Annotated in this window: 18 protein-coding genes; 9 read left to right on the top strand and 9 right to left on the bottom strand. The window is 60.8% G+C overall.

Annotated elements, in window-relative coordinates; translation table 11 throughout:
• The first annotated feature begins 123 nt into the window (after positions 1-123).
• The 5 genes from thrA (at position 124) to OKB87_RS12420 (ending at position 7,297) form a co-directional block, all read left to right on the top strand.
• On the top strand, positions 124-2,583 hold the full coding sequence (gene thrA, locus OKB87_RS12440) for a bifunctional aspartate kinase/homoserine dehydrogenase I (protein ID WP_270827618.1): 2,460 nt from the start codon (positions 124-126) through the stop codon (positions 2,581-2,583).
• A 2-nt stretch (positions 2,584-2,585) separates the two neighbouring features.
• Positions 2,586-3,566, top strand: coding sequence for a homoserine kinase (gene thrB / locus OKB87_RS12435; protein WP_005303083.1), 981 nt, complete (start codon positions 2,586-2,588; stop codon positions 3,564-3,566).
• Positions 3,563-4,837, top strand: a complete 1,275-nt coding sequence (gene thrC / locus OKB87_RS12430; RefSeq protein WP_270827617.1) for a threonine synthase — start codon at positions 3,563-3,565, stop codon at positions 4,835-4,837. The genes thrB and thrC overlap by 4 nt, the downstream gene beginning before the upstream one ends.
• A 92-nt stretch (positions 4,838-4,929) precedes the next feature.
• Positions 4,930-5,355: a YybH family protein gene (locus OKB87_RS12425; RefSeq protein WP_270827616.1), complete on the top strand. Its 426-nt coding sequence runs from the start codon at positions 4,930-4,932 to the stop codon at positions 5,353-5,355.
• A 370-nt stretch (positions 5,356-5,725) separates the two neighbouring features.
• Complete coding sequence (locus tag OKB87_RS12420; protein WP_270827615.1) at positions 5,726-7,297, top strand: ATP-binding cassette domain-containing protein; 1,572 nt, start codon at positions 5,726-5,728, stop codon at positions 7,295-7,297.
• 186 nt (positions 7,298-7,483) lie between these two features.
• Here OKB87_RS12420 and OKB87_RS12415 read toward each other — a convergent pair whose 3' ends face one another.
• On the bottom strand, positions 7,484-8,170 hold the full coding sequence (locus OKB87_RS12415; RefSeq protein ID WP_270827614.1) for an HNH endonuclease: 687 nt from the start codon (positions 8,168-8,170) through the stop codon (positions 7,484-7,486).
• On the bottom strand, positions 8,160-9,557 hold the full coding sequence (locus OKB87_RS12410) for an AAA family ATPase (RefSeq protein ID WP_270827613.1): 1,398 nt from the start codon (positions 9,555-9,557) through the stop codon (positions 8,160-8,162). Before OKB87_RS12410 ends, OKB87_RS12415 begins: the two co-directional genes overlap by 11 nt.
• 528 nt (positions 9,558-10,085) lie before the next feature.
• On the opposite strand from OKB87_RS12410, the gene OKB87_RS12405 reads away from it, so the two are divergent.
• The 3 genes from OKB87_RS12405 (at position 10,086) to tsgA (ending at position 12,671) form a co-directional block, all read left to right on the top strand.
• A complete protein-coding gene (locus OKB87_RS12405) occupies positions 10,086-10,466 on the top strand; it encodes a hypothetical protein (protein WP_270827612.1) in 381 nt (126 codons plus the stop codon).
• Positions 10,467-10,752: 286 nt separating this feature from the next.
• Positions 10,753-11,454: a purine-nucleoside phosphorylase gene (deoD, locus tag OKB87_RS12400; protein ID WP_005303072.1), complete on the top strand. Its 702-nt coding sequence runs from the start codon at positions 10,753-10,755 to the stop codon at positions 11,452-11,454.
• A gap of 53 nt (positions 11,455-11,507) precedes the next feature.
• A complete protein-coding gene (gene tsgA / locus OKB87_RS12395) occupies positions 11,508-12,671 on the top strand; it encodes an MFS transporter TsgA (protein WP_270827611.1) in 1,164 nt (387 codons plus the stop codon).
• Between the two features lie 78 nt (positions 12,672-12,749).
• On the opposite strand, the gene OKB87_RS12390 is transcribed toward tsgA, so the two are convergent.
• The 5 genes from OKB87_RS12390 to OKB87_RS12370 all read right to left on the bottom strand — a co-directional run bounded on the left by OKB87_RS12390 (position 12,750) and on the right by OKB87_RS12370 (position 19,996).
• Complete coding sequence (locus OKB87_RS12390; RefSeq protein ID WP_270827610.1) at positions 12,750-13,427, bottom strand: Crp/Fnr family transcriptional regulator; 678 nt, start codon at positions 13,425-13,427, stop codon at positions 12,750-12,752.
• 189 nt (positions 13,428-13,616) lie between these two features.
• Positions 13,617-16,892: a response regulator gene (locus tag OKB87_RS12385; RefSeq protein WP_270827609.1), complete on the bottom strand. Its 3,276-nt coding sequence runs from the start codon at positions 16,890-16,892 to the stop codon at positions 13,617-13,619.
• 163 nt (positions 16,893-17,055) lie between these two features.
• Complete coding sequence (locus OKB87_RS12380) at positions 17,056-17,823, bottom strand: DODA-type extradiol aromatic ring-opening family dioxygenase (RefSeq protein WP_043159659.1); 768 nt, start codon at positions 17,821-17,823, stop codon at positions 17,056-17,058.
• 384 nt (positions 17,824-18,207) lie between these two features.
• Positions 18,208-18,678 (bottom strand): FKBP-type peptidyl-prolyl cis-trans isomerase, encoded by a 471-nt coding sequence (locus OKB87_RS12375; RefSeq protein ID WP_076360166.1) that lies wholly within the window; start codon positions 18,676-18,678, stop codon positions 18,208-18,210.
• Positions 18,679-18,841: 163 nt separating this feature from the next.
• Entirely contained in the window at positions 18,842-19,996 is a 1,155-nt protein-coding gene (locus OKB87_RS12370) for a sodium:phosphate symporter (RefSeq protein ID WP_024945097.1), read from the bottom strand.
• A gap of 248 nt (positions 19,997-20,244) precedes the next feature.
• Here OKB87_RS12370 and OKB87_RS12365 point away from each other — a divergent pair, with 248 nt between their 5' ends.
• Positions 20,245-20,625 (top strand): hypothetical protein, encoded by a 381-nt coding sequence (locus OKB87_RS12365; protein ID WP_026080453.1) that lies wholly within the window; start codon positions 20,245-20,247, stop codon positions 20,623-20,625.
• Between the two features lie 98 nt (positions 20,626-20,723).
• Here OKB87_RS12365 and OKB87_RS12360 read toward each other — a convergent pair whose 3' ends face one another.
• Positions 20,724-22,067 carry an APC family permease gene (locus OKB87_RS12360; RefSeq protein WP_041218484.1) on the bottom strand — a complete coding sequence of 448 codons (1,344 nt, stop codon included), beginning with the start codon at positions 22,065-22,067 and terminating at the stop codon, positions 20,724-20,726.
• Positions 22,067-22,216, bottom strand: coding sequence for a hypothetical protein (locus OKB87_RS12355; protein WP_162901840.1), 150 nt, complete (start codon positions 22,214-22,216; stop codon positions 22,067-22,069). Before OKB87_RS12355 ends, OKB87_RS12360 begins: the two co-directional genes overlap by 1 nt.
• Between the last annotated feature and the right edge of the window lie 40 nt (positions 22,217-22,256).

Genomic DNA, 22,256 nt, shown 5'->3' with positions numbered 1-22,256 from the left:
TGCGCTGACGAACAAGCACAGAAATCAGAAAAGGCCCGTACCCACCCAGTACGGGCCTTTTTGTTGGATGATTTTCAGAACCATTTTCGGGCAAATTTGCAAGGATCACAGGGAGAGAAAGCGATGAGAGTGTTGAAGTTTGGCGGGTCGTCACTGGCCGATGCAGAGCGTTTTTTACGGGTCGCCGATATCGCGGTGAATACCCACGGCCAATCCCAGGTTGCCCTGGTGCTGTCGGCACCGGCCAAGGTGACCAACCACCTGGTGGCTCTGGTGGAGCAGACCAGCCGCGGCATGGATGCCAGCAGCACATTGTTCGAGATCAACGGCATCTTCTCCCGCCTCTTGGCCGGCTTGAAGGCAGCCTATCCGGCGTTGGATGACAAGGCTCTGCAGGCTCGTCTGACCAGCGAACTGGATCAGGTGGAGCGGCTGATGCAAGGCATCCGCCTGCTGGGGCTCTGCCCGGACAACGTGCAGGCCCGCATCCTGAGTCGGGGCGAGAACCTCTCCATCGCCTTCATGCACGAGCTGCTGCGAGTGCGCGGCCTCGAGCTGGACGTCATAGTGCCGGAGCAGCTGCTGGTGACCGACGGCGGCTATCTGGAGGCGCACGTCGACATCGAGGCCTCCCGCCTGCGTTTCGCCGCCAAGGGCCTGCGCTCCGATTGCCTCTACCTGATGCCGGGCTTCACCGGTGGCAGCGACAAGGGTGAGACCGTGCTGCTCGGCCGTAACGGGTCGGATTACTCCGCCGCCGTGCTGGCCGCCTGTGTCGATGCCGAGTGCTGCGAGATCTGGACCGACGTCGAGGGCTGCTACAACTGCGACCCGCGTCTGGTGCCGGATGCTTACTTACTGAAAACCCTCTCCTACAAGGAGGCGATGGAGCTCTCCTACTTCGGTGCCAAGGTACTGCACCCGAAAACCATCGCGCCGGTGGCCCAGTTCCACATTCCCTGCCTCATCAAGAACAGCTTCAACCCGCAGGGGCCGGGCACCCTCATCGGCGTCGAGCAGGGGGATGACGACCTGAAAGTGAAGGCCATCTCGGATCTCTCCGGCATGTGCATGTTCAACGTCTCCGGCCCCGGCATGAAGGGCATGGTGGGCATGGCCGGCCGCATCTTCTCCGCCGTCTCCCGCGCCGGGGTCAGCATCGTCCTCATCACCCAGTCATCCTCCGAGTACAGCGTCAGCTTCTGTATCCACAGCTACGACTGCGACAAGACCCGCAAGGTACTGGAGCGCGAGTTCGAGCTCGAATTCAAGAACCAGCTGCTGGATCCGCTGGAGATCATGCAGGATCTGGCGATCATCTCCCTCATCGGTGACGGCATGCGCACCTCCAAGGGGATGGCGGCCCGCTTCTTCACCTCGCTGGCACAAGCCTCCATCAACATCGTCGCCATTGCCCAGGGCTCGAGCGAGCGCTCCATCTCCGCGGTGGTGCGGGATCGCAAAGTGGCGGAAGCCATCAAGGCCTGCCACCAGAACTTCTTCGGTAGCCAACAGTTCATCGATCTCTTCGTGGTCGGCGTCGGCGGTGTCGGCGCGGCCCTGGTGGATCAGATTGCCCGCCAGCAGCCGGTATTGGCCGAGCAGGGCACCGGCCTGCGGGTAGTGGGCATCGCCAACAGCCGCCAGATGGCGGTCAACAAGGATGGGCTGAACCTCGCCAACTGGCGTGAACAGCTGGTGGAGGCCCGTGACAGCTTCAGCCTAGAAGCGGTGCAAAAGCTGGTGGAAGAGAGCCACCTCATCAACCCGGTGATCGTTGATTGCACCTCCAGCGAGGCCATCGCCGTCCAGTACGCCGACTTCCTGGCCGCCGGCTTCCACGTGGTCACCCCGAACAAGAAGGCCAATACCGGGTCGCTCGATTACTACAAGGCGCTGCGCCGCACCGCCCGCCAGACCCGTCGCAAGTTCCTGTACGAGACCAACGTGGGCGCCGGCCTGCCGGTCATCGAGAACCTGCAGAACCTGATCAAGGCCGGCGACAAGCTGCGCGCCTTCGACGGCGTGCTGTCCGGGTCGCTCTCCTTTATTTTCGGCAAGCTGGATGAGGGGATGGCTTTCTCCGACGCCACCAAGATTGCCCGTGGCAACGGCTTTACCGAGCCGGATCCCCGCGACGATCTCAACGGCATGGACGTGGCCCGCAAGCTCCTGATCCTGGCTCGTGAGGCCGGCATGGCGCTGGAGCTCTCCGACGTGGAAGTGGAGCAGGCCCTGCCGCCCGGCTTTGATGTAAGTGGCGATGTGGAAGCCTTTATGGCCCGCCTGCCGGAGGCTGACGGCTGGTTCCGCGACCAGTTCGCGGCGGCCCAGCGTGAAGGCAAGGTGCTGCGCTACGTGGGCTCCATCGAGGGTGGCAAGTGCAAGGTCGCCATCAAGGCGGTCGGCGCCGACGAGCCGCTGTTCAAGGTCAAAGACGGGGAGAACGCGCTCGCCTTCTTCTCTACCTACTACCAGCCGATCCCGCTGGTGCTGCGCGGCTATGGCGCCGGTACCGAAGTGACCGCCGCGGGCGTCTTTGCCGACGTGCTGCGCACCCAGAACTGGAAGCAGGAGTTGTAAGCATGAGTTCAGACATGTACCAGAGCAGCAGCGTGGTGGCCTATGCCCCCGCCTCCAGCGCCAACCTGAGCGTGGGATTCGATGTATTGGGGGCGGCGCTCGCCCCCGTGGATGGCTCTCTGCTCGGGGATCGCGTCCAGGTCAAGGCGGCCGATGTACCGTTTGCCCTCTCTTCCGTGGGCCGTTACGCCCACAAGTTGCCGGCTGACCCGAAAAAGAACATCCTCCATGACTGCTGGCTCGCCTATGGCGAGGCGCTGGAGAAGCGGGGCCTTGGTCTCAAGCCGCTCGAGATGGTGCTGGAGAAGAACCTGCCGGTGGGCTCGGGTCTGGGTTCCAGCGCCTGCAGCGTGGTGGCGGCACTGGAAGGGCTGAACGCTTTTCACGGCGCGCCGCTCAATGAACACGACCTGCTGCTGCTGATGGGGGAGATGGAAGGCAAAATCTCCGGCTCCGTCCACTACGACAACGTCGCCCCCTGCTATCTGGGCGGCATGCAGCTGGTGCTGGAAGAGCACGGCGTCATCAGCCAGGGCATTCCGGTGTTTGACGAGTGGTACTGGGTGGTCTGCTACCCGGGCACAGTGGTCTCCACCGCCGCCGCCCGCGCCATTCTGCCGGCCCAGTATCGCCGGCAGGATTGCCTCACCTATGGCCGCCGGCTGGCCGCCTTCGTGCACGCCAGCTACACCGGGCAGGAGGGGCTGGCGGCGAGCGTATTGAAAGACGTGATTGCCGAGCCCTACCGCGCGGCGCTCATTGAAGGTTTTGCCGAAGTGCGGGCCCAGGCCGCCCAGAACGGGGCACTGGCCACCGGCATCTCGGGCTCGGGCCCCAGCGTGTTCGTGGTGATGAAGGATCTGGCCCAGGCCGAGCGGATGAAAGATTGGATGGATGCACATTTCGTGCAGAACGAAGATGGATTTGCCCGGGTTTGCAAACTCGACATGGCCGGGGCACGGGTAACAGGAAGCGAGCTATGAATCTTTACAATATCAAGGACAAGAGTGAACAGGTGAGCTTCGCCCAGGCGGTGCGTCAGGGTCTGGGCCGCGAACAGGGTCTGTTCTTCCCCGAGCGGCTCGAGCCGCTGGCCGATGTGGATGCCCTGCTCGATCTGCCGCTGGTGGAGCGCTCCGCCCACATCCTCAGTCACCTGCTGGGGGATGAAGTGGCCGCGCCTCAGGTACACGAGCTGGTCAAGGCCGCTTTCACCTTCCCGGCGCCGCTGGTCAAATTGAAAGATGGCACCTATGCCCTCGAACTGTTCCACGGCCCGACCCTGGCGTTCAAGGACTTCGGCGGCCGCTTTATGGCTCAGTGCCTGGCGGCGTTCAGAACCAACGACAAGATCACCATACTCACCGCTACCTCCGGCGACACAGGCGCCGCCGTGGCCCACGCCTTCTACGGGCTGGAGGGGATCGAGGTGGTGATCCTCTACCCCAAGGGCAAGATAAGCCCGTTGCAGGAGGCGCTGTTCTGCACCCTGGGTGGCAACATCCGCACCATCGCCATCGACGGCGACTTCGATGCCTGCCAGGCGCTGGTGAAGCAATCCTTCGATGACGAGGAGCTGAAAAAGGCCATTGGTCTGAACTCCGCCAACTCCATCAACATCAGCCGATTGCTGGCCCAGGTCTGCTACTACTTCGAGGCGCTGGCCCAGCTGCCGAAAGCCGATCGTGCCAAGGCGGTCATCAGCGTGCCGTCCGGCAACTTTGGCAACCTCACCGCAGGTCTTATCGCCAAGGCGCTGGGGCTGCCGGTGAAGCGCTTTATCGCCGCCACCAACGCCAACGACACCGTGCCGCGCTACCTGAAAACCGGCCAGTGGGATCCGCACCAGACTGTCGCAACCCTGTCGAACGCCATGGATGTGAGCCGCCCCAACAACTGGCCTAGGGTAGAGGAGCTGTGCCGTCGCAATGGCTGGGCGCTGGAGACCCTGGGGTCAGGCATGCGCAGTGATGCCGAAACCCGTGATGCGCTGAAACGCCTGCATGAGCTGGATTACCTGTGCGAACCCCACGGGGCGATTGCCTGGGATCTGCTGGGCGAACAGCTGGCTGAGGACGAAGTGGGGGTGTTCCTCTGCACCGCTCATCCGGCCAAGTTCAAGGAGTCGGTGGACGAGATCCTGGGGCTGGACGTGCCGCTGCCCGGTCCGCTCGCCAAGCACGCCGTGCTGCCGCTCTTGTCCCACAACCTGCCGGCGGAGTTTGCTCACCTAAGGGCCTTCCTGCTCGGTTAAGTTGATTGCCAATCCCCCGAGCTCGGGGGATTTTTCTATCCGTTGCTTTTTATCCGTGACAGGGCGGGCAAGCCGCCCCATAAGGAGTGAAGATGAGTCAGCATCCCCTTCGTGCTCTTATCGAGACCTGCGACGCCGCCATCTCCCGGCGCGATCTCGACGCCCTGATGGCCTTCTACGCCGAGGACGCCGCCCTGGTGGTCAAGCCCGGCATGGTGGTGCGCGGCATTCCCGCCATCCGCCGCGCTTTCACTGCCATCTCGGATTACTTTCAGGGGCAGCTCAAGGTGGAACAGGGCGCCATGGAGGTGATCGAGGGGGCCGACAATGCGCTGGTGGTCATGGAGACCCGGCTCAATTACCCCGATGGTCAGGGGGGCCTGACTGATGAAACCCGCCGCGCCACCTATGTGTTTCGCAAAGAAGCCGATGGGCAGTGGCGCTGCACCATAGACAACTCCTATGGCACTGCGTTGCTGGCAGCGGTGGGGGCCGACGTCCGGCCTTCTACTGATTAGAGCCGTGGCAACTTATCTCGGACGGGATGTTTTTTTATTTCCGATCATCCTGAACCGTGGCCCGATGAGCGCGATAGTCCTCGAACGGCTGGTTGTGATAACAGGATTGGCGGTCCGGTTAAGTGATTGACCAACCAGCACTCGTCGGGTTAGCCTCTTGGCTCTTCTGATATATGAGTACTTCCTCCGATGCGCATTTAACCTGTCCGCACCCCGCTTTTGATTCCTCTCCCGCCTGGGAGATCGGGTGCGTCTTACCGTGACAGGTTGATGCTGATTCCTTGCTTGTTTTCCCATTCGTGGACACGTGTCCCTGTCATTTGGCTTGGCTCTTGGCCTGCGGCTTCCGCATTGGCCCACAGGAGTTCAGATGACCCATATCGCATGTCATATCAACGCCTTGCAGCTGCCCTTCGGCGCCTGCACTGTGCCCCTTACCTTCACTTTGCCCGCTGCGGGCTGCACCCTGATCGGCCGCAACGGCATCGGCAAGAGCCTGCTGCTCGAACTGCTGGCGGGCCAGCGCCGCGCGGCTGCTGGCAAGATTGAGTGGTTGACCCCCATCAGCTGGTTGTCCCAGTTTGCGCCGGCTCAAGCTCATGACGGTGCAACCAGCGTGGCGGACCTTATCGGCTGGGGCGAGCCGCTGCGGGCCCTTGAGCGCATCGAGCAGGGGAGCTGCGCCCTGGACGATTTCGAGCGGCTGGCTGATCGCTGGAACCTGCGCAGCGATCTCGCCGACCTGCTGGCAGAGGCGGGCCTCAGACTCGATGCCCATGCCCCGGTCAGCACCCTGAGCGGCGGCCAGCTCACCCGTTTGCGCCTGCTGGCACTGTTTGCGAGACCAGCTCACTTTCTGCTGCTCGATGAGCCGGACAACCACCTGGATGCCAGTGGCATCGCGTGGCTGAGCCAGCGATTGGCCAGCCACAGTGGTGGCTATCTGCTGGTAAGTCACGACCGGCGGCTGCTCAATCAGGCCAGCCAGATACTGGAGCTGGGGGAGCAGGGGCTGCAGAGTGCCAGCCTCTCGTTTGAGGCATTTCTGGCGCAGCAGGCCGAGCTGCAGGCTGCCCGCAGCGCCCGGCTGGCACAGGCGGAGCGCCGTGAAAAGGCGGCGGCGCGCAGCGTGCAAAAGGTGCGCGAACAGGCAGCCAGACGAGCCAGCCAGGGGCGGCGCGAGCGCGGCTCCCAGGCCAAGATCCTGCTCGATTTCAAAGCGGAACAGGCGGGCAAATCCCTTGGCAAGGTGCTGGATCGCCACCAGCGGGGCCACAGTGCCCAGGTGGAGGAGCGCGCCGAGGCGGCAGCCGCGCTGGCGGCGGTGCAGCCGCTAGTCATGCAGTGGCCGGCGGAGCACGATCGCAAGGGGGCGGCCCAGCCGCTGGTGATCACGGCGGCGCGTCACAGGCGCTGGCATGGTCAGCAGGTAGATCTGGTGCTGCAACGGGGGGCTCGCTGTCTGTTGGCCGGTCGCAACGGCAGCGGCAAGTCGAGTCTGCTGCAGATGCTGCGCGGTGAGTTGGCGCCCGAGGCGGGCAGCTTTCGCATCAATGGCCGGCTGGTGTGTCTTGATCAGGGGCTCAGCCTGATTGCGCGAGACCTCAGCCCGCTGGCCAACCTGCTGGCAGTAGCACCGAGTCTTTCCGAGAGCGACGCGAGAACCCGACTGGCGGGTATCGCACTGTGCGGCGATCGCGCCCTGATGCCCTGTCATGGTCTGAGCGGTGGCGAGCGGCTAAAGCTGGGCCTCTTGATGGTGCTGGCGCAACTGCCCGACCTGTTGCTGCTGGACGAGCCGGACAACCATCTGGATCACCCCTCGCGCCAGTTGCTTATTCAAGTGCTGGCCGACTACCCGGGCACCCTGCTGCTGGTCTCCCACGATCCCGATTTTGTGGCCGGGGTGGGGGTTGAAAGGGAGTATTGGTTGGAGGGATAGAGGGATAAAGCGTGAGCCAGTCGGTTCATGGCTGGCTCAGAAAGGTGGTCGACTAGGGTTTTCTTGATTTTTGATAGATGTTCCTGATTTCTAATGTAGCGTAAGAAAGGCACCGATTTGAAGGTCAGTGCCGTGCACCGTACAGACAGTATTATGGAGGGCTAGTTCCCTCAATTTTACTTATTTTCATAATTTTTCTAGATATGACATCCTAGATGATCTTGCCATTTCCGCCGTAAGGTCTGAAATTAAATTAACTATGAATGCCTCCTCGGTAGCGTTATTTGCCTCCATCAACATACTAGTAAGTTTTGCTACTTTTGTTTTAGCGTCAATACTTATTGGAGAGTAGCTTACGTACTCGTAAACAAATCGAAGAAGCCCACATACCTCTATTGTTCTTCTCCCTTTCAGAGATGTTGGTATGAAATAATTACCGTCAACTACCTTTATGTGTTCATTATATTCATCCAAATGTGGATGTATTATTATATAATCAGTGCCTGATTCAGGTAATATTTTTTTATCCTTATTTACAAGAACGTTTTTATTACCTTTCTCTGTATTGCAATCTTTACAGGATATACAAAGATTTATAGACTCAAACATAAGTTCAGGATGACTGCTTTTAGGTATTATATGTTCAGTGTCCCAAGCGGCATTATGCTTGACAGAAACTCTCTGTCTGCAGTATGGGCAAGTGTAATCCTGAGCTTTAAGATAATGATTCTTTATTTCTTTTTTGAGCTTTTTTAAATCAACATCATCGTCTCTATCCCAATAAGAACCATTAATTTCTGTTTTTGGTAGAGCCTTGAACACACCTATTTTAACTAGGGCGTCTTTGGAAAAATCGATAGCTTTAATTCCCATGCCTAGCTACCTTCATTGCCTTTTCTGCCAATGAAATTAATTTTCCAACAGGATCACTATCATCGATTATTCCTTTGAGAGATATAATGTCCTTGATGCTTGTATATTCTTCCTGTGATATTTCTTCATGTGCAGAGAGCTTGGTTAAGAACGCAATTAGCATTCTGGTAAGATATTCATTTTTATAGCCAGGAGCCTTGAATATGCTTGCTAGCTGAAAATCTATAGACTTGTTAATAAACTCCTTTGCATCTCTTGCTAATCCATCCTGCATTGAGATAACGAAACAGTTTTCATTGACCAGTTTTGATGTGATTTGAGGGGAGTGTGTAGCGATAATAAAATGGCAGCCATTATAATGCCTAAAAGTATCAATCAAGATAGGTATATATCTTTCTTGCCATTCAGGATGTAAGCAAATTTCTGGCTCATCAATGCATATTAAGGAGTTGTCCTCAATTTGACTGGCTATTCCTATTATGCTCATTACTATACATTGCTCACCAGAGCTAGCATCGCTTATCTTGTATTTGAAACCACTGTCTTTTTTCTTTAAAAGAATATCTCTTGCTGTTATGAATCCTTGCTCTAATAAATGAACGAAGGCATTAATCCTCTTGTCATTATAAGATACCTTCACATCTTCGAAAAATAATTCATTACCATGTATTTGTATTGTACCTGTTCTACCTGTTCTATCTATATCTAAACCCTTCATCATATCAACAGTATGCATTATGTTATCTTTATAGTAATTATTGTCACTGCTTACATAGTGATTGGAATTTATAGAATTGAAAGGTGTTACATTCAAGAACTCACTTGAAAACGAAGATGTTATATCTTTTGATTCAGTAACTTTCTTTAGCTTTGAGTTTGAAAACTTATAGCTAAAGAATATTTCAATCTTATCTTCATATCCTAGATAGGCAAGAACTCGACCTATCTCACTCATGTCTATATTATGATAAAGAATAGAGGATATAAGTTTTGATATTATTCTTGATAGATATTCCTTACTAAGGTTTAATGTATTTCCTAGTCCTCTTACACCTAGGTACGAATAGTAGCTAAGTCGTTCTCTCTTTCTAGGCACTGGAAATTTGTCAAACGCACTAGTAGAAACAGCAATGATTTTATTTATTATATTGCCTTGTTCTATTTGGTAGCTAGAGTTTTCAAAGGTTCGCTCTCTTCCATTTATATAAAACTTATCATGGCTTTCAGCTCTATATGATATGAAATCATTTACAATAGCACTAAGTAAGCGGCTTTTTCCTACTCCATTTTTCCCTGTAATTATGCTGTAAATGTTTTTATTTTTATTTATCTGATTATCGTTTAATAAATGGTATGTTTTGTTTTTTAATGTTACGGATTTAATCAAAACAATCTCCAAGCTCCGTATGGAAAATATTTTCCATCATCTTAATAATAGATATATTGTCAGCTCCACTCTACCGCCCGTGGATTACAGCTTCCAAAATGCTCCATTGATCAGCGAGGGCTGCAGCCCATCACCGATGAATAGGCACCGGATGGCTATGTTAAGCCAATCGAATCTGATCTCACCAGTCAAAAAATGACGTAACTATCAGGAATATCTGCGTTTTATGCGCTGGCTCAAGAAATCGCTGTGGTGGGGGCCGGATTCCCATGGCCCTTGATTCTATTGGGGTTGGCGAGCGTTGCGTAGAAGAGGGGTCTGACTTGCTGTTGAGACTGAACTGGACGGGGAGAATCCCGCTTAGCCAATCGGCGCTATAGTGCGGCCATGGTGCCCTGTGCTCCGTGGCCCTGGCTGGCAAGGCGGGGGATTTACGGCAACAATCAGCTGTTGTCATAACAGTTACTTGCAATCAGATCACCATGCAAACAGGTCACCATGTCAACACATCACAATAAGGAACGTCATATGAAGCGTATTGCCATCCTGTTCGGCCTGCTCTGCGGCAGCATGCTGCTGGCCAATCCGGTCTTTGCCAACGACGCAGCCCAGTTGCAGTGCGAGGCGCAGGCTGCGGCCAAAAAACTGGCGGGCGCGGCCAAAACCAGCTTTGTCGGCAAGTGCGTGAAAGATGCCGCCGGTGCTGTGAGCGGCGAGTGCGAGAAGGCGGCAGCGGACAAGAAGCTGGCCGGAGCGGCCAAGAACAGCTTTATCCAGAAGTGCGTGAAGACGGGCGCGGCGGTGGATCCTGCGGCCAAGTGCGAGAAGGCGGCGGCCGACAAGAAGCTGGCTGGCGCGGCCAAGAACAGCTTTGTCCAGAAGTGCGTGAAGGATAGCGCCGCCAAGTAAGGCATTTTCTCATCCGGTGTGTTTGCGGGGGGCCATCAGGCCCCCCGCGCTTTTTGGGGCGGGCACTGTTGCGTTATCGCTGAGCGGGTGACGGGGCGTTTGCCGCAGGGGCAGGGCTGATTTAGGGCAGACAAGTGGCAGAGAAGGAGGGCAACCCAGAGAGCCTTGGAGAAGTTGCCGGAACTGGGATCTCGATCGGGGCAACAGGACTTTTGTCCTGCAAGGGGCGAGGAGGCGGGGGCTAGGATGCCCTCATACACACGAGTCAAACTGGAGCACAACAATAATGACCGCTCATATCAATGCCAACCCGGGCGATTTCGCCGAGACCGTCATCATGCCGGGGGACCCGTTGCGGGCCCGCTATATCGCCGAGACCTTTCTGACCGATGCGCGCGAGGTGACCAATGTGCGCAACATGCTGGGCTACACCGGCTACTACAACGGCCAGCGTATCTCGGTGATGGGCCATGGTATGGGGATCCCCTCCATGGTGCTCTACGCCCACGAGCTGGTGAACGACTTCGGGGTCAAGCGCATCATTCGCATCGGCAGTCTGGGGGCGACCCAGCGCCACGTGCAGATGCGTGACGTCATTCTGGCGCAGGCGGCGGGCACCGACTCCCCGACCAACGCCAAGCGCAGCGCCGGTTACCAGATGGCCACCTCGGCCGATTTCGCCCTGCTGCACAAGGCGTTTACCAAGGCGCAGGAGAAGGCGATTCCGGTCAAGGTGGGCAATATCTTCACCGGCGATCTCTATTACGATCCGGACGAAAACCTGATCCCGGCGCTGGAGAAGTTTGGCGTGCTCGGCATCGACATGGAGGTGGCCGGTCTCTACGGGCTGGCCCATCAGCAGGGGATAGAGGCGCTCGCCATCCTGACTGTCTCCGACCACTGCCTGACCGGTGAAGAGACCACTGCCGAGGAGCGGCAACTCTCCTTCAACCAGATGATCGAGCTGGCGCTGCACACCGCGCTGTAAGCGCCGCGGCCCGCCCAACCCTGCACGCACCCTGACCTTATGAGAGATCCAATATGAACAATAAGCTCTCCCTCACTGCCATCAGCTTCCTGGCCAACTTTGTGATGGCCGGTTTTGCGACCCAGTTTGGCATGCTGATCGACCCCATCGCCGCCAAGTTCGGCGCCGACGTCAATCAGGTGGCCTCCATCTTCTCCCTGCTCAACGGCGGTGCGCTGGCGGGCACCATTGCCGCCTTCTTCCTCATCGAGAAAGTAGGCCTCAAGCGGATGACGCTGCTCTGCTACGGCCTGATCGCGCTGGCGGCGGCTTCGCTTCATCTTACCGGCTCGCTCTATGTGGTGATGGTGGCCATGACGGTGATCGGTCTGTGCGGCGGGGTAGGGCTCTGCATTGCGGGGACCCTGGTGGTGAGCGTCTGGCAGGCGCGGATGCAGAGCACCATGCTGGTGGTGCAGGATGCCACCTTCAACGTGGCCGGGGTGGTCTTCCCGCTTATCACCACCTATACCCTGACCCACGCCATGGCGTGGAGCTGGAGCTATCTGGCGGTGGGCGTGGTAGCGCTGGCGACCATGCTGGTGGCGGTGCTGACCAACTTCCGCAGTTGCGAGGCGGGCGGCGAGAGCGCCGGCAACGAGCACTCGGAGTGGAACCTTGGCATCATCAGCGGCGGGTTGGGGCTTTTTCTGGGCATGCTGGCGCTCTACACCTTCCTCACCTGGGCGCCCATGTTCGTGAAGAACAAGTTCGGCATCCCCTTCGAGGAGGCGGGCAATATCATCACCCAGTACTGGACGGCGGCCTTGCTCGGCGCGCTGGTCTCGACCGCCATCGTGACCCGCATTGCGATCCGCACCTTCCTCTTGGTGATCATCACGCTGGCGATGGGGATGACGGCGCTTATCGTCACCACCGACAACCTGAGCCAGCTGCCATACCTCACCTACGGTTACGGCTTTGTCTGCGCCGCGCTCTACAACGCCTTTATCGCCTACGGGGTGTCGTTTGTGCGCCAGGCATCGAGCAAGAACGTCTCCTACATCCTCATCAGCGGCAGCGCGGGGGCCATGTTCAGCCCGGCCATCAGCGCCATGTTCGAGCAGGTGATCGGCTTGCAGGCGGTGATGTACGCCATCCCGCTTATCTATGGCGTGATCCTCGCCATGCTGGTGGCGTCGCTGCGCATGGCCCGGCCCCAGCCTTGTCTCGCCTGAGCGGGGGAGTAAACAGCAAGAGGGGCGGTATAAACCGCCCCTCTTTTTTGTCTTTAACTGGCAACTGATGCCTGTGACTTATGGCTGCTCCAGAAAGGCCTTGAGCCCCGCCAGATCGCGGATCTGCAACCCCTCCTCGCCGCGCTCCACCAGTCCCTTCTCCATCAGCTCTTTCACCGCCCGCCGGTAGACCCGGTCGGTCGTGCCGAAGCGTTCCGCCTCCTGATACCCCTTGCGAAAGCCGCTCACCGGGTTGTGGTGGCAGTGGCTGTGATAGAGGTCGAGGGCGATGTTGTAGCTGATGGGGTAGAGCATGCGGCAGGTGAAGATATCCACCGTGTCCTGATAGTCGATGGCAATGGCGGTGGCAAAGAAGAGCGCCACCTTGGGGTGGGCGACCAGCGCCTGCTCCAGCTGCTCACCGTCGATGCGGGCCACCTCCAGCGGCTCCTCGGCGATGATGTCGAGCTGGCAGCGGTAGCCGGTGAAGAACTCCATTTCGCCAAACAGCTGGTGGTCGCACTCCAGGGTGCCGAGCTGAAAGCGGCGACCATTCATGGCGGTGTGGCCCATGGCGATGCGGCCGCTCTTGACCAGCACCAGATCCCGCAGCGGTTCGCCCTGGCGCATCAGGGGCTCCCCCTCGGGGATGAGACGCTGCTCCGTGATGCAGGAGCTGACCACCTGTTCGATGAGATCGTGGCCGGCTTGCCAGTGGGGCTGAAAGCGCCCCTTGAGAAGGGGTTTGAGTTGCATGGGGTTCCGGGTCGTCGCCAAACACAAACGGCTATTACACACCCTGCCGCTGGCAGACTCCAGCCCGAAGACGCTGAGGGCCGGTGTGAGCATGCGAGGGTGTGACGGGGATCGGGCTGACAGGGCAGGGGGGGATACGGCTGGAGCGGATAGGGCGGGAGCACAGCCCGCGCCATCCGGCTCAGATTATCAGACCGGACTCAGGGCGCTGGCGCCGCTCTGCTCCAGGCTGGCCAGGGCAGTGCGCAGCCGGGCCAGACCGATGGGCTTGTAGAGGCACTCGTCCATACCGGCGGCCAGACAGCGCTCCCGCTCACGCGCGGTGGCGTGGGCGGTAAAGCCCCAGATTGGCAGCGTGTGGCCGCGGGCGCGCAGGCGGCGGGTCAGCTCGAAGCCATCCATCAGCGGCATCTGGCAGTCGGTGATGATGAGCTCGAAGTCCTGATTCTGGAGGGCTCGCAGCGCCTCGGCGCCGTTGCCGCGCACGCTCACCTCGTGGCCCAGGTGCTTGAGCTGCTGGCGCAGCAGCACCTGGTTGGCGTGGTTGTCGTCCACCACCAGCACCCGCAGTCGGCCGGCGGCGGCAGGGGGTGAGGGCCGCTTGGGGGAGGGCACCATGGCCGACGCGGTGTCGAGCGGCGCAGGCAAGGGTTCGCACTCTGGTTCTGGCGCTGGCGCCAGCGGGGTGAGCGGCAGCCGGATCCTGAGCTCGGTACCGGCGCCAAGCTCGCTGCTGACCGCTATCTTGCCCCCCATCAGCTGGCACAGCATGCGGGCGATGTTGAGGCCAAGACCCGTGCCGGCGAACTGGTAGGGGTCGTGGGCGCGGTAGAAGGGGTTGAACAGTCCGGGCAGCTTGTCGGGGGCGATGCCCACCCCGCTGTCGCGAATAAGCAGGTGCAACTGGGGTTGCTCCGCGCTCCCCGCGAGGCTGGCCTGCAGGCTCACTTCCCCCCGCTCGGTGAACTTGATGGCGTTGCCGAGCAGGTTGAAGACGATCTGGCGCAGGCGCGGCCCGTCGATCAGCACCCGCGGCAGGGGATCCAGCTCGACCCGGTAGTTGAGCCCCTTCTGTTCGGCCATGCCCGCAAAGGCGCGGGCCACCGATTGCAACAACGGCGCCAGCTCGCACGGCTCGGGGGCCAGGGTCAGCTGGCCCGACTCGATGCTGGAGATGTCCAGCACGTCGCCGATGAGATCCAGCAGGCCGTTGGCGGATTCGGAGGCGATGCGCAGCTGCTCGCCGGTGTAGGGGGCGAGGGCTGGATCCTGGCTCGCCAGCTCCAGCATGCCGAGGATGGCGTTCATGGGGGTGCGGATCTCGTGGCTCATGGTGGCCAGAAAGTCGCTCTTGGCGCGGCTGGCGCGGTCGGCCTGCTCCTTGGCGCGGCGCAGCGCCTCCTCCATGGTCTTGCGCTCGGTGATGTCGATCCAGCCGTTGATCACCCCGCTGATGGCGCCGCGGTAGTCAAAGTAGGGCACCATCCAGTGGTAGACGAACTGGCGCGGGCCGCGCTGGCTGAAGATGCGATCCGACAAGATGGGGCTGCCGCTTTGCAGCACCTGCTGAAAATCCTGCTCCAGGGTGGTGATGGCCTCGGCGCCAAGCAGCCCCTTGAGCCCCTCGGCAAACGAGGTGCCGAGCACCCGCTCGATGGGGGCGTTGAGGATGGCCAGGTACTTGCTGTTGCAGAGGATCACCTTGCCGCCCTTGTCACGCACCACGATGGGGTGGGGCAGGCTCTCGCCGAGCGCCTCGATGAAGCGCACGTGCTCCTCCAGCTGGCGGCGGGAGGCCTGCTCCGAGCGGGCCAGCCGGTTGAGCATGCGGTTGCGATAGAGCAGCAGCAGGGCGACGGCGAACAGGCCGGCCAGCAGCAGGTAGAAGTAGGGGGCGTTGCGCTCCATGAAGGTGGGGGCCGGCAGTTTGCGGTTGCGCCACTGGTAGCTCATGGTGGCCAGCTCGTTGGGAGCGATGGAGAGGATGGTCTTGTCGATGACATCCATCAGCATCCGGTTGCCCGGCAGGCTGGCAAAGCCCATCCGGATGGGCTGGTTGTCGGCGGGGCCGGCGATGCGGATCTGGCTGAGCCGGCCACACTCCACCGCATGCTGGGCAAAATAGAGCGGCACGATGGCGGCGTCGAGCCGGCCGTCGTCGACCGCCGCCATCGCTTCGTCGGCGCTCTCCAGATAGCTCACCCGGCTGTTGTCGAGCCGCCTGGCAATGGGGTTGTAGTGGGTGCTGCCCACCCGTTTGCCGGCGAGCTGTGCCAGATCGCCGCTCAAGGCATCCCCCTTGCGGGCCACCAGCACATAGATGTCGTCGGTGGCATAGGGCAGGGAGGGGCGCAGCCGGTAGCTCTCGGCCACCGGGCGGGAGATGGCGCCGATGAGATCCAGCTCGCCCCTGAGCAGGGCCTCGTTGCGCGCGAGCTCCGAGCCATAACTGACGAACTCGAAGCGCAGGCCGGAGCGCCGGCTGATCTTCTCCAGCATCTCCACCGACATGCCGGTGAGCTGGTTGTCGTAGTCGCGCACCCCGTAGGGGTAGAGATCGTCCATCAACCACACCCTGACCGGGCCTGCTGTCGCCAGCCAGGCGCGCTCCTCTGCGCTGTAGAGCTCGCCGGGGCGCTCGACGATGTCGCGGATGGGGCCGTTCCACTGGCTGAAGATGAGGCTGTGGGTAATGTCGCTCACCCCCGCCAGGGCGTGATTGAGCAGTGCCAGCAGCCGGGGGCTGTCGGCCGAGACCGCGAAGCGAAAGCCGTCTGCCGCGATGGCGGGCTGCGCCTGGCTGCGCTGCCGGATCTTGTCGAAGCGCTCGCTGTTGAGGTAGTGCAGGGAGTGGGGATCGCTTAGCAGCAGCGGCTCGCGGCCGAAGAAGACCGCATCGAAGGCCGCCACGTTGGAGGGGTAGTTGACCAGCACCAGATCCGGGTAGTAGCGCTTGAAGGCGGCCTCGTCCACATACCCCTGCACGGTGGCGACCCGCTGGCCCGGCAGCAGCAGCGGGCCCTGTTCGGCGGCGAGCGCCGAGAAGACGGGGGCACTGCTGAAATAGCGCTGGCTGAGGGCGATGCCCGCCTGGTCGGGGCCGCTCAGGCTGAGGTTGCCGAGATTGACGAGGTCAAGCTCCCCGGCCCGCAGCGCCGCCAGTGCGCTGCGCTTGTCGTCGAACACCCGCAGCTCGACCGGCTTTTGCAGGGTCTTGGCGACGATGTCGAGATAATCGGCGGAGATCCCCTCGAAGTGCTCGTCCGGCCCGGTCATGGCGAACGGGCGGTAGTCGTGGCGCAGGACACCGACGCGCAGCAACGGGTGCCGGGCTAGCCACTGCTGTTCGGCCGCCTGTGTGGGGGCCGGGCTGCTCTGCAGGTAGTGACGGCTGTGCAGGGTGAGCGCCTGGGCGCAGAGGGGAAACAGCAGGCAGAGCAGCAGCAGGGGTCGAATAAGGTTCATTGCCGGCTTGTGCCCCTCCCGCTGGTCAGATGGTGATCGAAAGCGGCGATTCTACCGAAGAGCGGCGGACAATGAACCTCTATTCAGCAGTTTGTCAGTGTGGGCGCCATAAAAAATGGCGGGAAGTGACCCGCCATCTTGCGTTGCCTGGCGCTGCCAGGGCTCAACCGAAGCGGTAGGAGCCCATGTAGAGGCTGCCGCCATCCCAGCTGTCGTGCAGCTTGACCGGCTTGTCCTGACCGGCTGCGCCGAGCGCCACGAACAGCGGGCGCAGGTGATCATCGTGGGGATGGGACTCCACCGCCCCCGGTGCCCGTGCGCGGTAATCTTCCAGCGCCACCCGGTCGCCCTCGCTCATGGTCAGCTCCAGCCAGTTGACGAAGCTGCGGGCCCAGCCCGGCACTGGCGAGTTCTCCGGTCCCAGTGCCCGCAGGTTGTGGGTAATGGCGCCGGAGGCCAGGATGCCGATCCCCTGGGCGCGCAGTTGCTGCAACGCTTCCCCCAGTTGCCACAGCTGGCGCGGGGTGAAGCTGGCCGGGATGGAGAGCTGCACCAGCGGAACGCTGCTGGCGGGATCCATCAGCGAGAGCGGTGACCAGACTCCGTGATCCAGCTCGCGGCGCACCGGCTCGGCGGGCAGGCCCGCCAGCAGCAGCTGATCGCTCACCGCCTCCTGCAGCCAGAGCGGGCTGCTGGCCGGCCAGCGGATGTGGTAGAGCGGCTCGGGGAAGCCGTAGAAATCGTACATCAAGGCCGGGTTGGGCTCGACGTTGATCTGCAGTTCGCTGCGGGTAAACCAGTGGGCCGAGATGACCACCAACCCCTTGAGGTCGCCAAGGCGCAGATTTTTGAGGAAATGGGTCGCCGGCTGGTCGCGCAGAACCAGATCCGGGGCGCCATGGGAGATGAACCAGACGGGGGCGATAGACATGACAGACTCCATATGCGTTGTGCCGGTGCGCGGCGCACCAGAAAACTGTGGGCCAGGGCGACATGCCACTGACGATATGGTCATTATCTGCCCCGACAATGAAGTTAACAATCCAGCTTGATGAATAAGCACTGTTCACTATTGGTTGATAGTGATGGGGGGAGGGCGGTTTTACTCATGACAAGGCCGGCGCAGTGGCCGACCCAGGGAAAGGCTGAGAGCGTCTTGCCCCACAGCCATCAGTTCATCTTGATGCGGACTTAATCCCTAACAGCGCCACCTCGCAGGTCAGCACGGGCGCTGGGTGGGATCTGACCGGTTTACTGAATCCCCAGCAGTTCCACGTCGAAGATCAGCACGGGCGCTGGGTGGGATCTGGCCGGCTTACTGAATACCCAGCAGTTCCACATCGAAGATCAATACAGATCCCGGCGGGATTTTGCCGGCGGCGCGATCGCCGTAGGCCAGGTTGGCGGGGATGTAGAAGCGGGTCTTCTCCCCTTCCACCATCAGCTGCACCCCTTCGGTCCAGCCGGCGATCACCTGGTTGAGGCCGAACTCGATGGGCTCGCCGCGGGCGACCGAGCTGTCGAAGACGGTGCCGTCCAGCAGCTTGCCCTCGTAGTGCACCTTCACCTTGCTGGTGGCGGTGGGGTGAATTGTGCCGGTGCCCGGGGTCAGCACTTCATACTGCAGGCCGGAGGCGGTGGTGGTCACCAGGGGTTTTTCCTTGTTGGCGGCGAGGAACTCGGCGCCCTTGCGCACGTTTTCCACGGCCTGCTTCTTGTTGTTGCTGCTCGAGTAGAAGTAGTAGGCGACGCCGGCAACCAGCAGCGCGATCAAAACGAATTTCATCGGGTATCCCTATGTCGTGAAATGCCGAGAGGGCAGTGAGAGCGGCATCTTATCCCAGCCGGGGGGCGAGGGCGAGCCGGCGGGCGGCAAGATGTGACTGGACGGGCAAAGCCTGAGCCAGAGCCGGTGCCGAGGGACGCAGCGCATCCCCCGGCCCCTGTCGTTACTTGGCGGCCACCATCATCAGGGCGGGCAGAGCGAAGAAGAGGCCCGCCACGTAACCGAGCGCCAGCAGCTTGTTCTCGCTGCCGACCCGGGCCAGCCCCTCGGCCGCCTTGACCGGCAGCTCGCGCAGGAAGGGCACCCCATAGATGAGCACCACGGCGAACAGGTTGAACAGCACGTGCACCAGGGCGATGGTCAGCGCCAGCTTGGCCCCGGCGCCGCTGATGGCTGTGGCGGCCAGCAGGGCGGTGATGGTGGTGCCGATGTTGGCGCCCAGGGTGAAGGGGTAGAGCTGACGGGTGCTGAACACGCCGCCGCCGGCCAGCGGGATCATCAGGCTGGTGGTGGTGGAAGAGGACTGCACCATCACGGTGACCAGGGTGCCGGAGGCGATGCCGGTCAACGGGCCGCGGCCCAGCGCCCGGTGCAGCAGATCCCTGGCACGGCCCACCAGCACTCGCTGCAGCACCTTGCCGAGCCAGGTGACGCAGCCGAGGATCAGCAGGATGCCGATACAGATGGTGGCGATGGCAGGCCCTTTGCCCGGCAGGAAGGCCACCAGGCCGTCGATGAAGGTGAGTGCCGGGGAGAGCAGCGGCTTCATGAAGTCCATCCCCTGCATCGACATGTCGGCGGAGCCCGCCAGCAGGTCGGCCAGCGCCTCGGCGCTCTTTTGCAGCAGGCCGAACATCAGTTCCAGCGGCAGGAAGATGAACACCGCCAGCAGGTTGAAGAAGTCGTGCACGGTGGCGGCGGCAAAGGCGCGGCGAAACTCACCCCGATCCCGGATATGGCCGAGGGAGACGATGGTGTTGGTGATGGTGGTGCCGAGGTTGGCGCCCATCACCATGGGGATGGCCATGCCGATGGGCAGGCCGCCGGCCACCAGGCCGACGATGACCGAGGTCACCGTGCTGGAGGATTGCACCAGCGCGGTGGCCAGGATGCCGAGCAGCAGGGCGACGAAGGGGTTGCTGGCGAAGGCGAAGATCTGGGCCGCGCCCTCGGCGCCGCCGGAGAAGCCCTTGAAGCCGTGGGAGACGGCGCCGACGGCAACCAGGATCAGGTAGATCAGAGTGATGACAGCGAGCCAGTTGAACAGTGGGCCGGTACGACGGGTCTGCTGTTGTGCGAAAGATGGGGTGCTGTGCATGAAGCCTCTTGGGACAGTCTGCGTGAAAATGGACGGGCGCATTAGACCAAGGCTCCATGACAGAAATATGACAAAGTGACACTTTTATGATGCTTTGATGACATGGACGGCGGGGCCCATTGGACAGGAGGTGTCGGAGCTGGCCGGGATCCCGGCCGCTTTGGCCGCAGATCCCCCGCGCGGCTTGCAGCCGGGAGTCAGGGGGCTATGCTGCCCCCTTTCCTTCCCTCAACGAGAGTGATGTTGTTATGCGTGCATGGGTGCTGTGTCTGTCCCTGGGTCTGCTGTCTGCCGGTGCGCAGGCGAGCGTGTTCAAATCCGAGTGCAACCTCGACAAGGCGGTGAAGAACGAGGCGCTCAACGCGACCCTGGGGGTCAAGGGCAACTGCGATACCGACAAGCTGGTGCGCCAGCAGAAAGAGAAGGCCAAGGCCGAGGTGAAGAAGCACACCACGGATGCGCTGGACCAGAAAACTGCCGGCCTCAAAGAGGGCAAGAGCCAGCTGCAGGGGACCCAGCAGAAGGTCAATCAGGCCGGTCAGCAGCTCAAGCAGACCCAGCAGGATGTGAAGGCGGTGGCCAAGGATCCGCTCAAGGCGGCCGCCACCGCGGTGATCAATCAGGGCTGATCTGCCAGCCTGCTTTGGGCGGGGCCGCGAGCGCGGCGTGCACAGCAAGAAGGGGAGCCATGGCTCCCCTTCTGCATTTGTGCGTCTGCTCGTCGCCCTTACTGGGAGTCGGCCGCCTCTTCGTACTGACGGAAGGGGATGCGGAACACCGCGAGGCGCAGGAACAGGTAGGTGACGCCAAGGCCGGCCCAGATCAGGCCCAGCTCCAGCGAGCTCTGCTCCAGGTTGATCCAGAGCGCGCCTATGGTGGCGGCGCCCAGCAGTGGCAGCACCAGGAACAGCAGGTGTTCCTTGAGGCTCTTGTTGCGCTTCTCGCGTACCCAGAACTGGCCGATGACCGACAGGTTGACGAAGGTGAAAGCCACCAGGGCACCGAAGTTCACCAGCGCCAGCGCCATGTCCAGATCGAACGATACCGCGGAGAGCGCCAGGGCGCCCACCATCAGCACGTTGATGGCCGGGGTGCGGAATTTCGGGTGGATGTAGCCGAATACTCGCTCCGGGATCATGCGATCGCGCCCCATCACGTAGAGGATGCGCGACACGCCGGCGTGGGCAGCCATGCCGGAGGCCAGTACGGCTACCGTGGTGCACACCAGCACCACGCTCTGGAACAGGGTGCCGCCGACGTAGAGGGCGATCTCCGGCAGCACGGCGTCCGGCTCCTTGAAGCGGGCCAGATCCGGGAAGTAGAGCTGCAGGAAGTAGGAGACGGCCACGAAGATGATGCCGCCGATGAGCGCAGTCAGCACGATGGCGCGCGGGATCACCTTGCCGGCGTTGGGGGTCTCTTCGGAGAGCGAGCTCAAGCCGTCAAAGCCCAGGAACGAGAAGCAGAGGATGGTCGCGCCGGTAAACAGCGGCACCATGCCGGCCGACTCGAAGTGGAACGGCCGGCTGCTCAGCAGGGTGGCCGCCCCTTCACCGTGATAGATGCCCCAGCCCATCAGGCCGAGGAAGACGGTGATGATGGCGAGCTGGATGAAGACGATGACGCCGTTGAAGTTGGCCACCAGATTGATGCCGCGCAGGTTGAGGAAGGTCATCACGGTCACCAGACCGAAGATGAAGATCCAGGGCTCGACGCCGGGGAACATGGCGGTCAGGTAGATCTTGGCCAGCAGGATGTTGATCATCGGCATGAACATGTAGTCGAGCAGGGAGGACCAGCCGACCATGAAGCCGATGTAGGGGTTGAACACCTTCTGGGCATAGGTATAAGCCGAGCCCGCGGAGGGGAAGCGGCGCACCAGATGGCCGTAGCTGAAGGCGGTCAGCAGGATGCCGCCGAGCGCCAGCAGATAGGCGGTGGCGACGCGGCCTTCGGTAATGTCACCGACGATGGCAAAGGTATCGAATACCGCCATGGGTGTGAGGTAAGCCAGACCCATCACCACTACCTGAAAGAGGGTGAGCGTCTTGAGCAGCTTGGCACCGGCCATCACGCTTTCTCCTCTGCGATCGCCAGGTCGGCGAAGGGGGACGGGATCAGGGACGCAGCGCGTCGCTGGACACAGGGGACGCCGGTCTGCAGCACAGACGGGTGGCGTACGCCGGCGGGCACCGGCAGGAAAGCAGTGAAATGCCCCATGTTTTTCCTCACAACGTCGGGAGATTGCCTGGCAATCTCG

This window comes from Aeromonas sp. Y318-1 (assembly GCF_027706125.1).
GTDB lineage: Bacteria > Pseudomonadota > Gammaproteobacteria > Enterobacterales > Aeromonadaceae > Aeromonas > Aeromonas hydrophila.
Note: the sequence above shows the minus strand (reverse complement) of the source record. Positions and strands in the feature narration are given on the sequence as shown.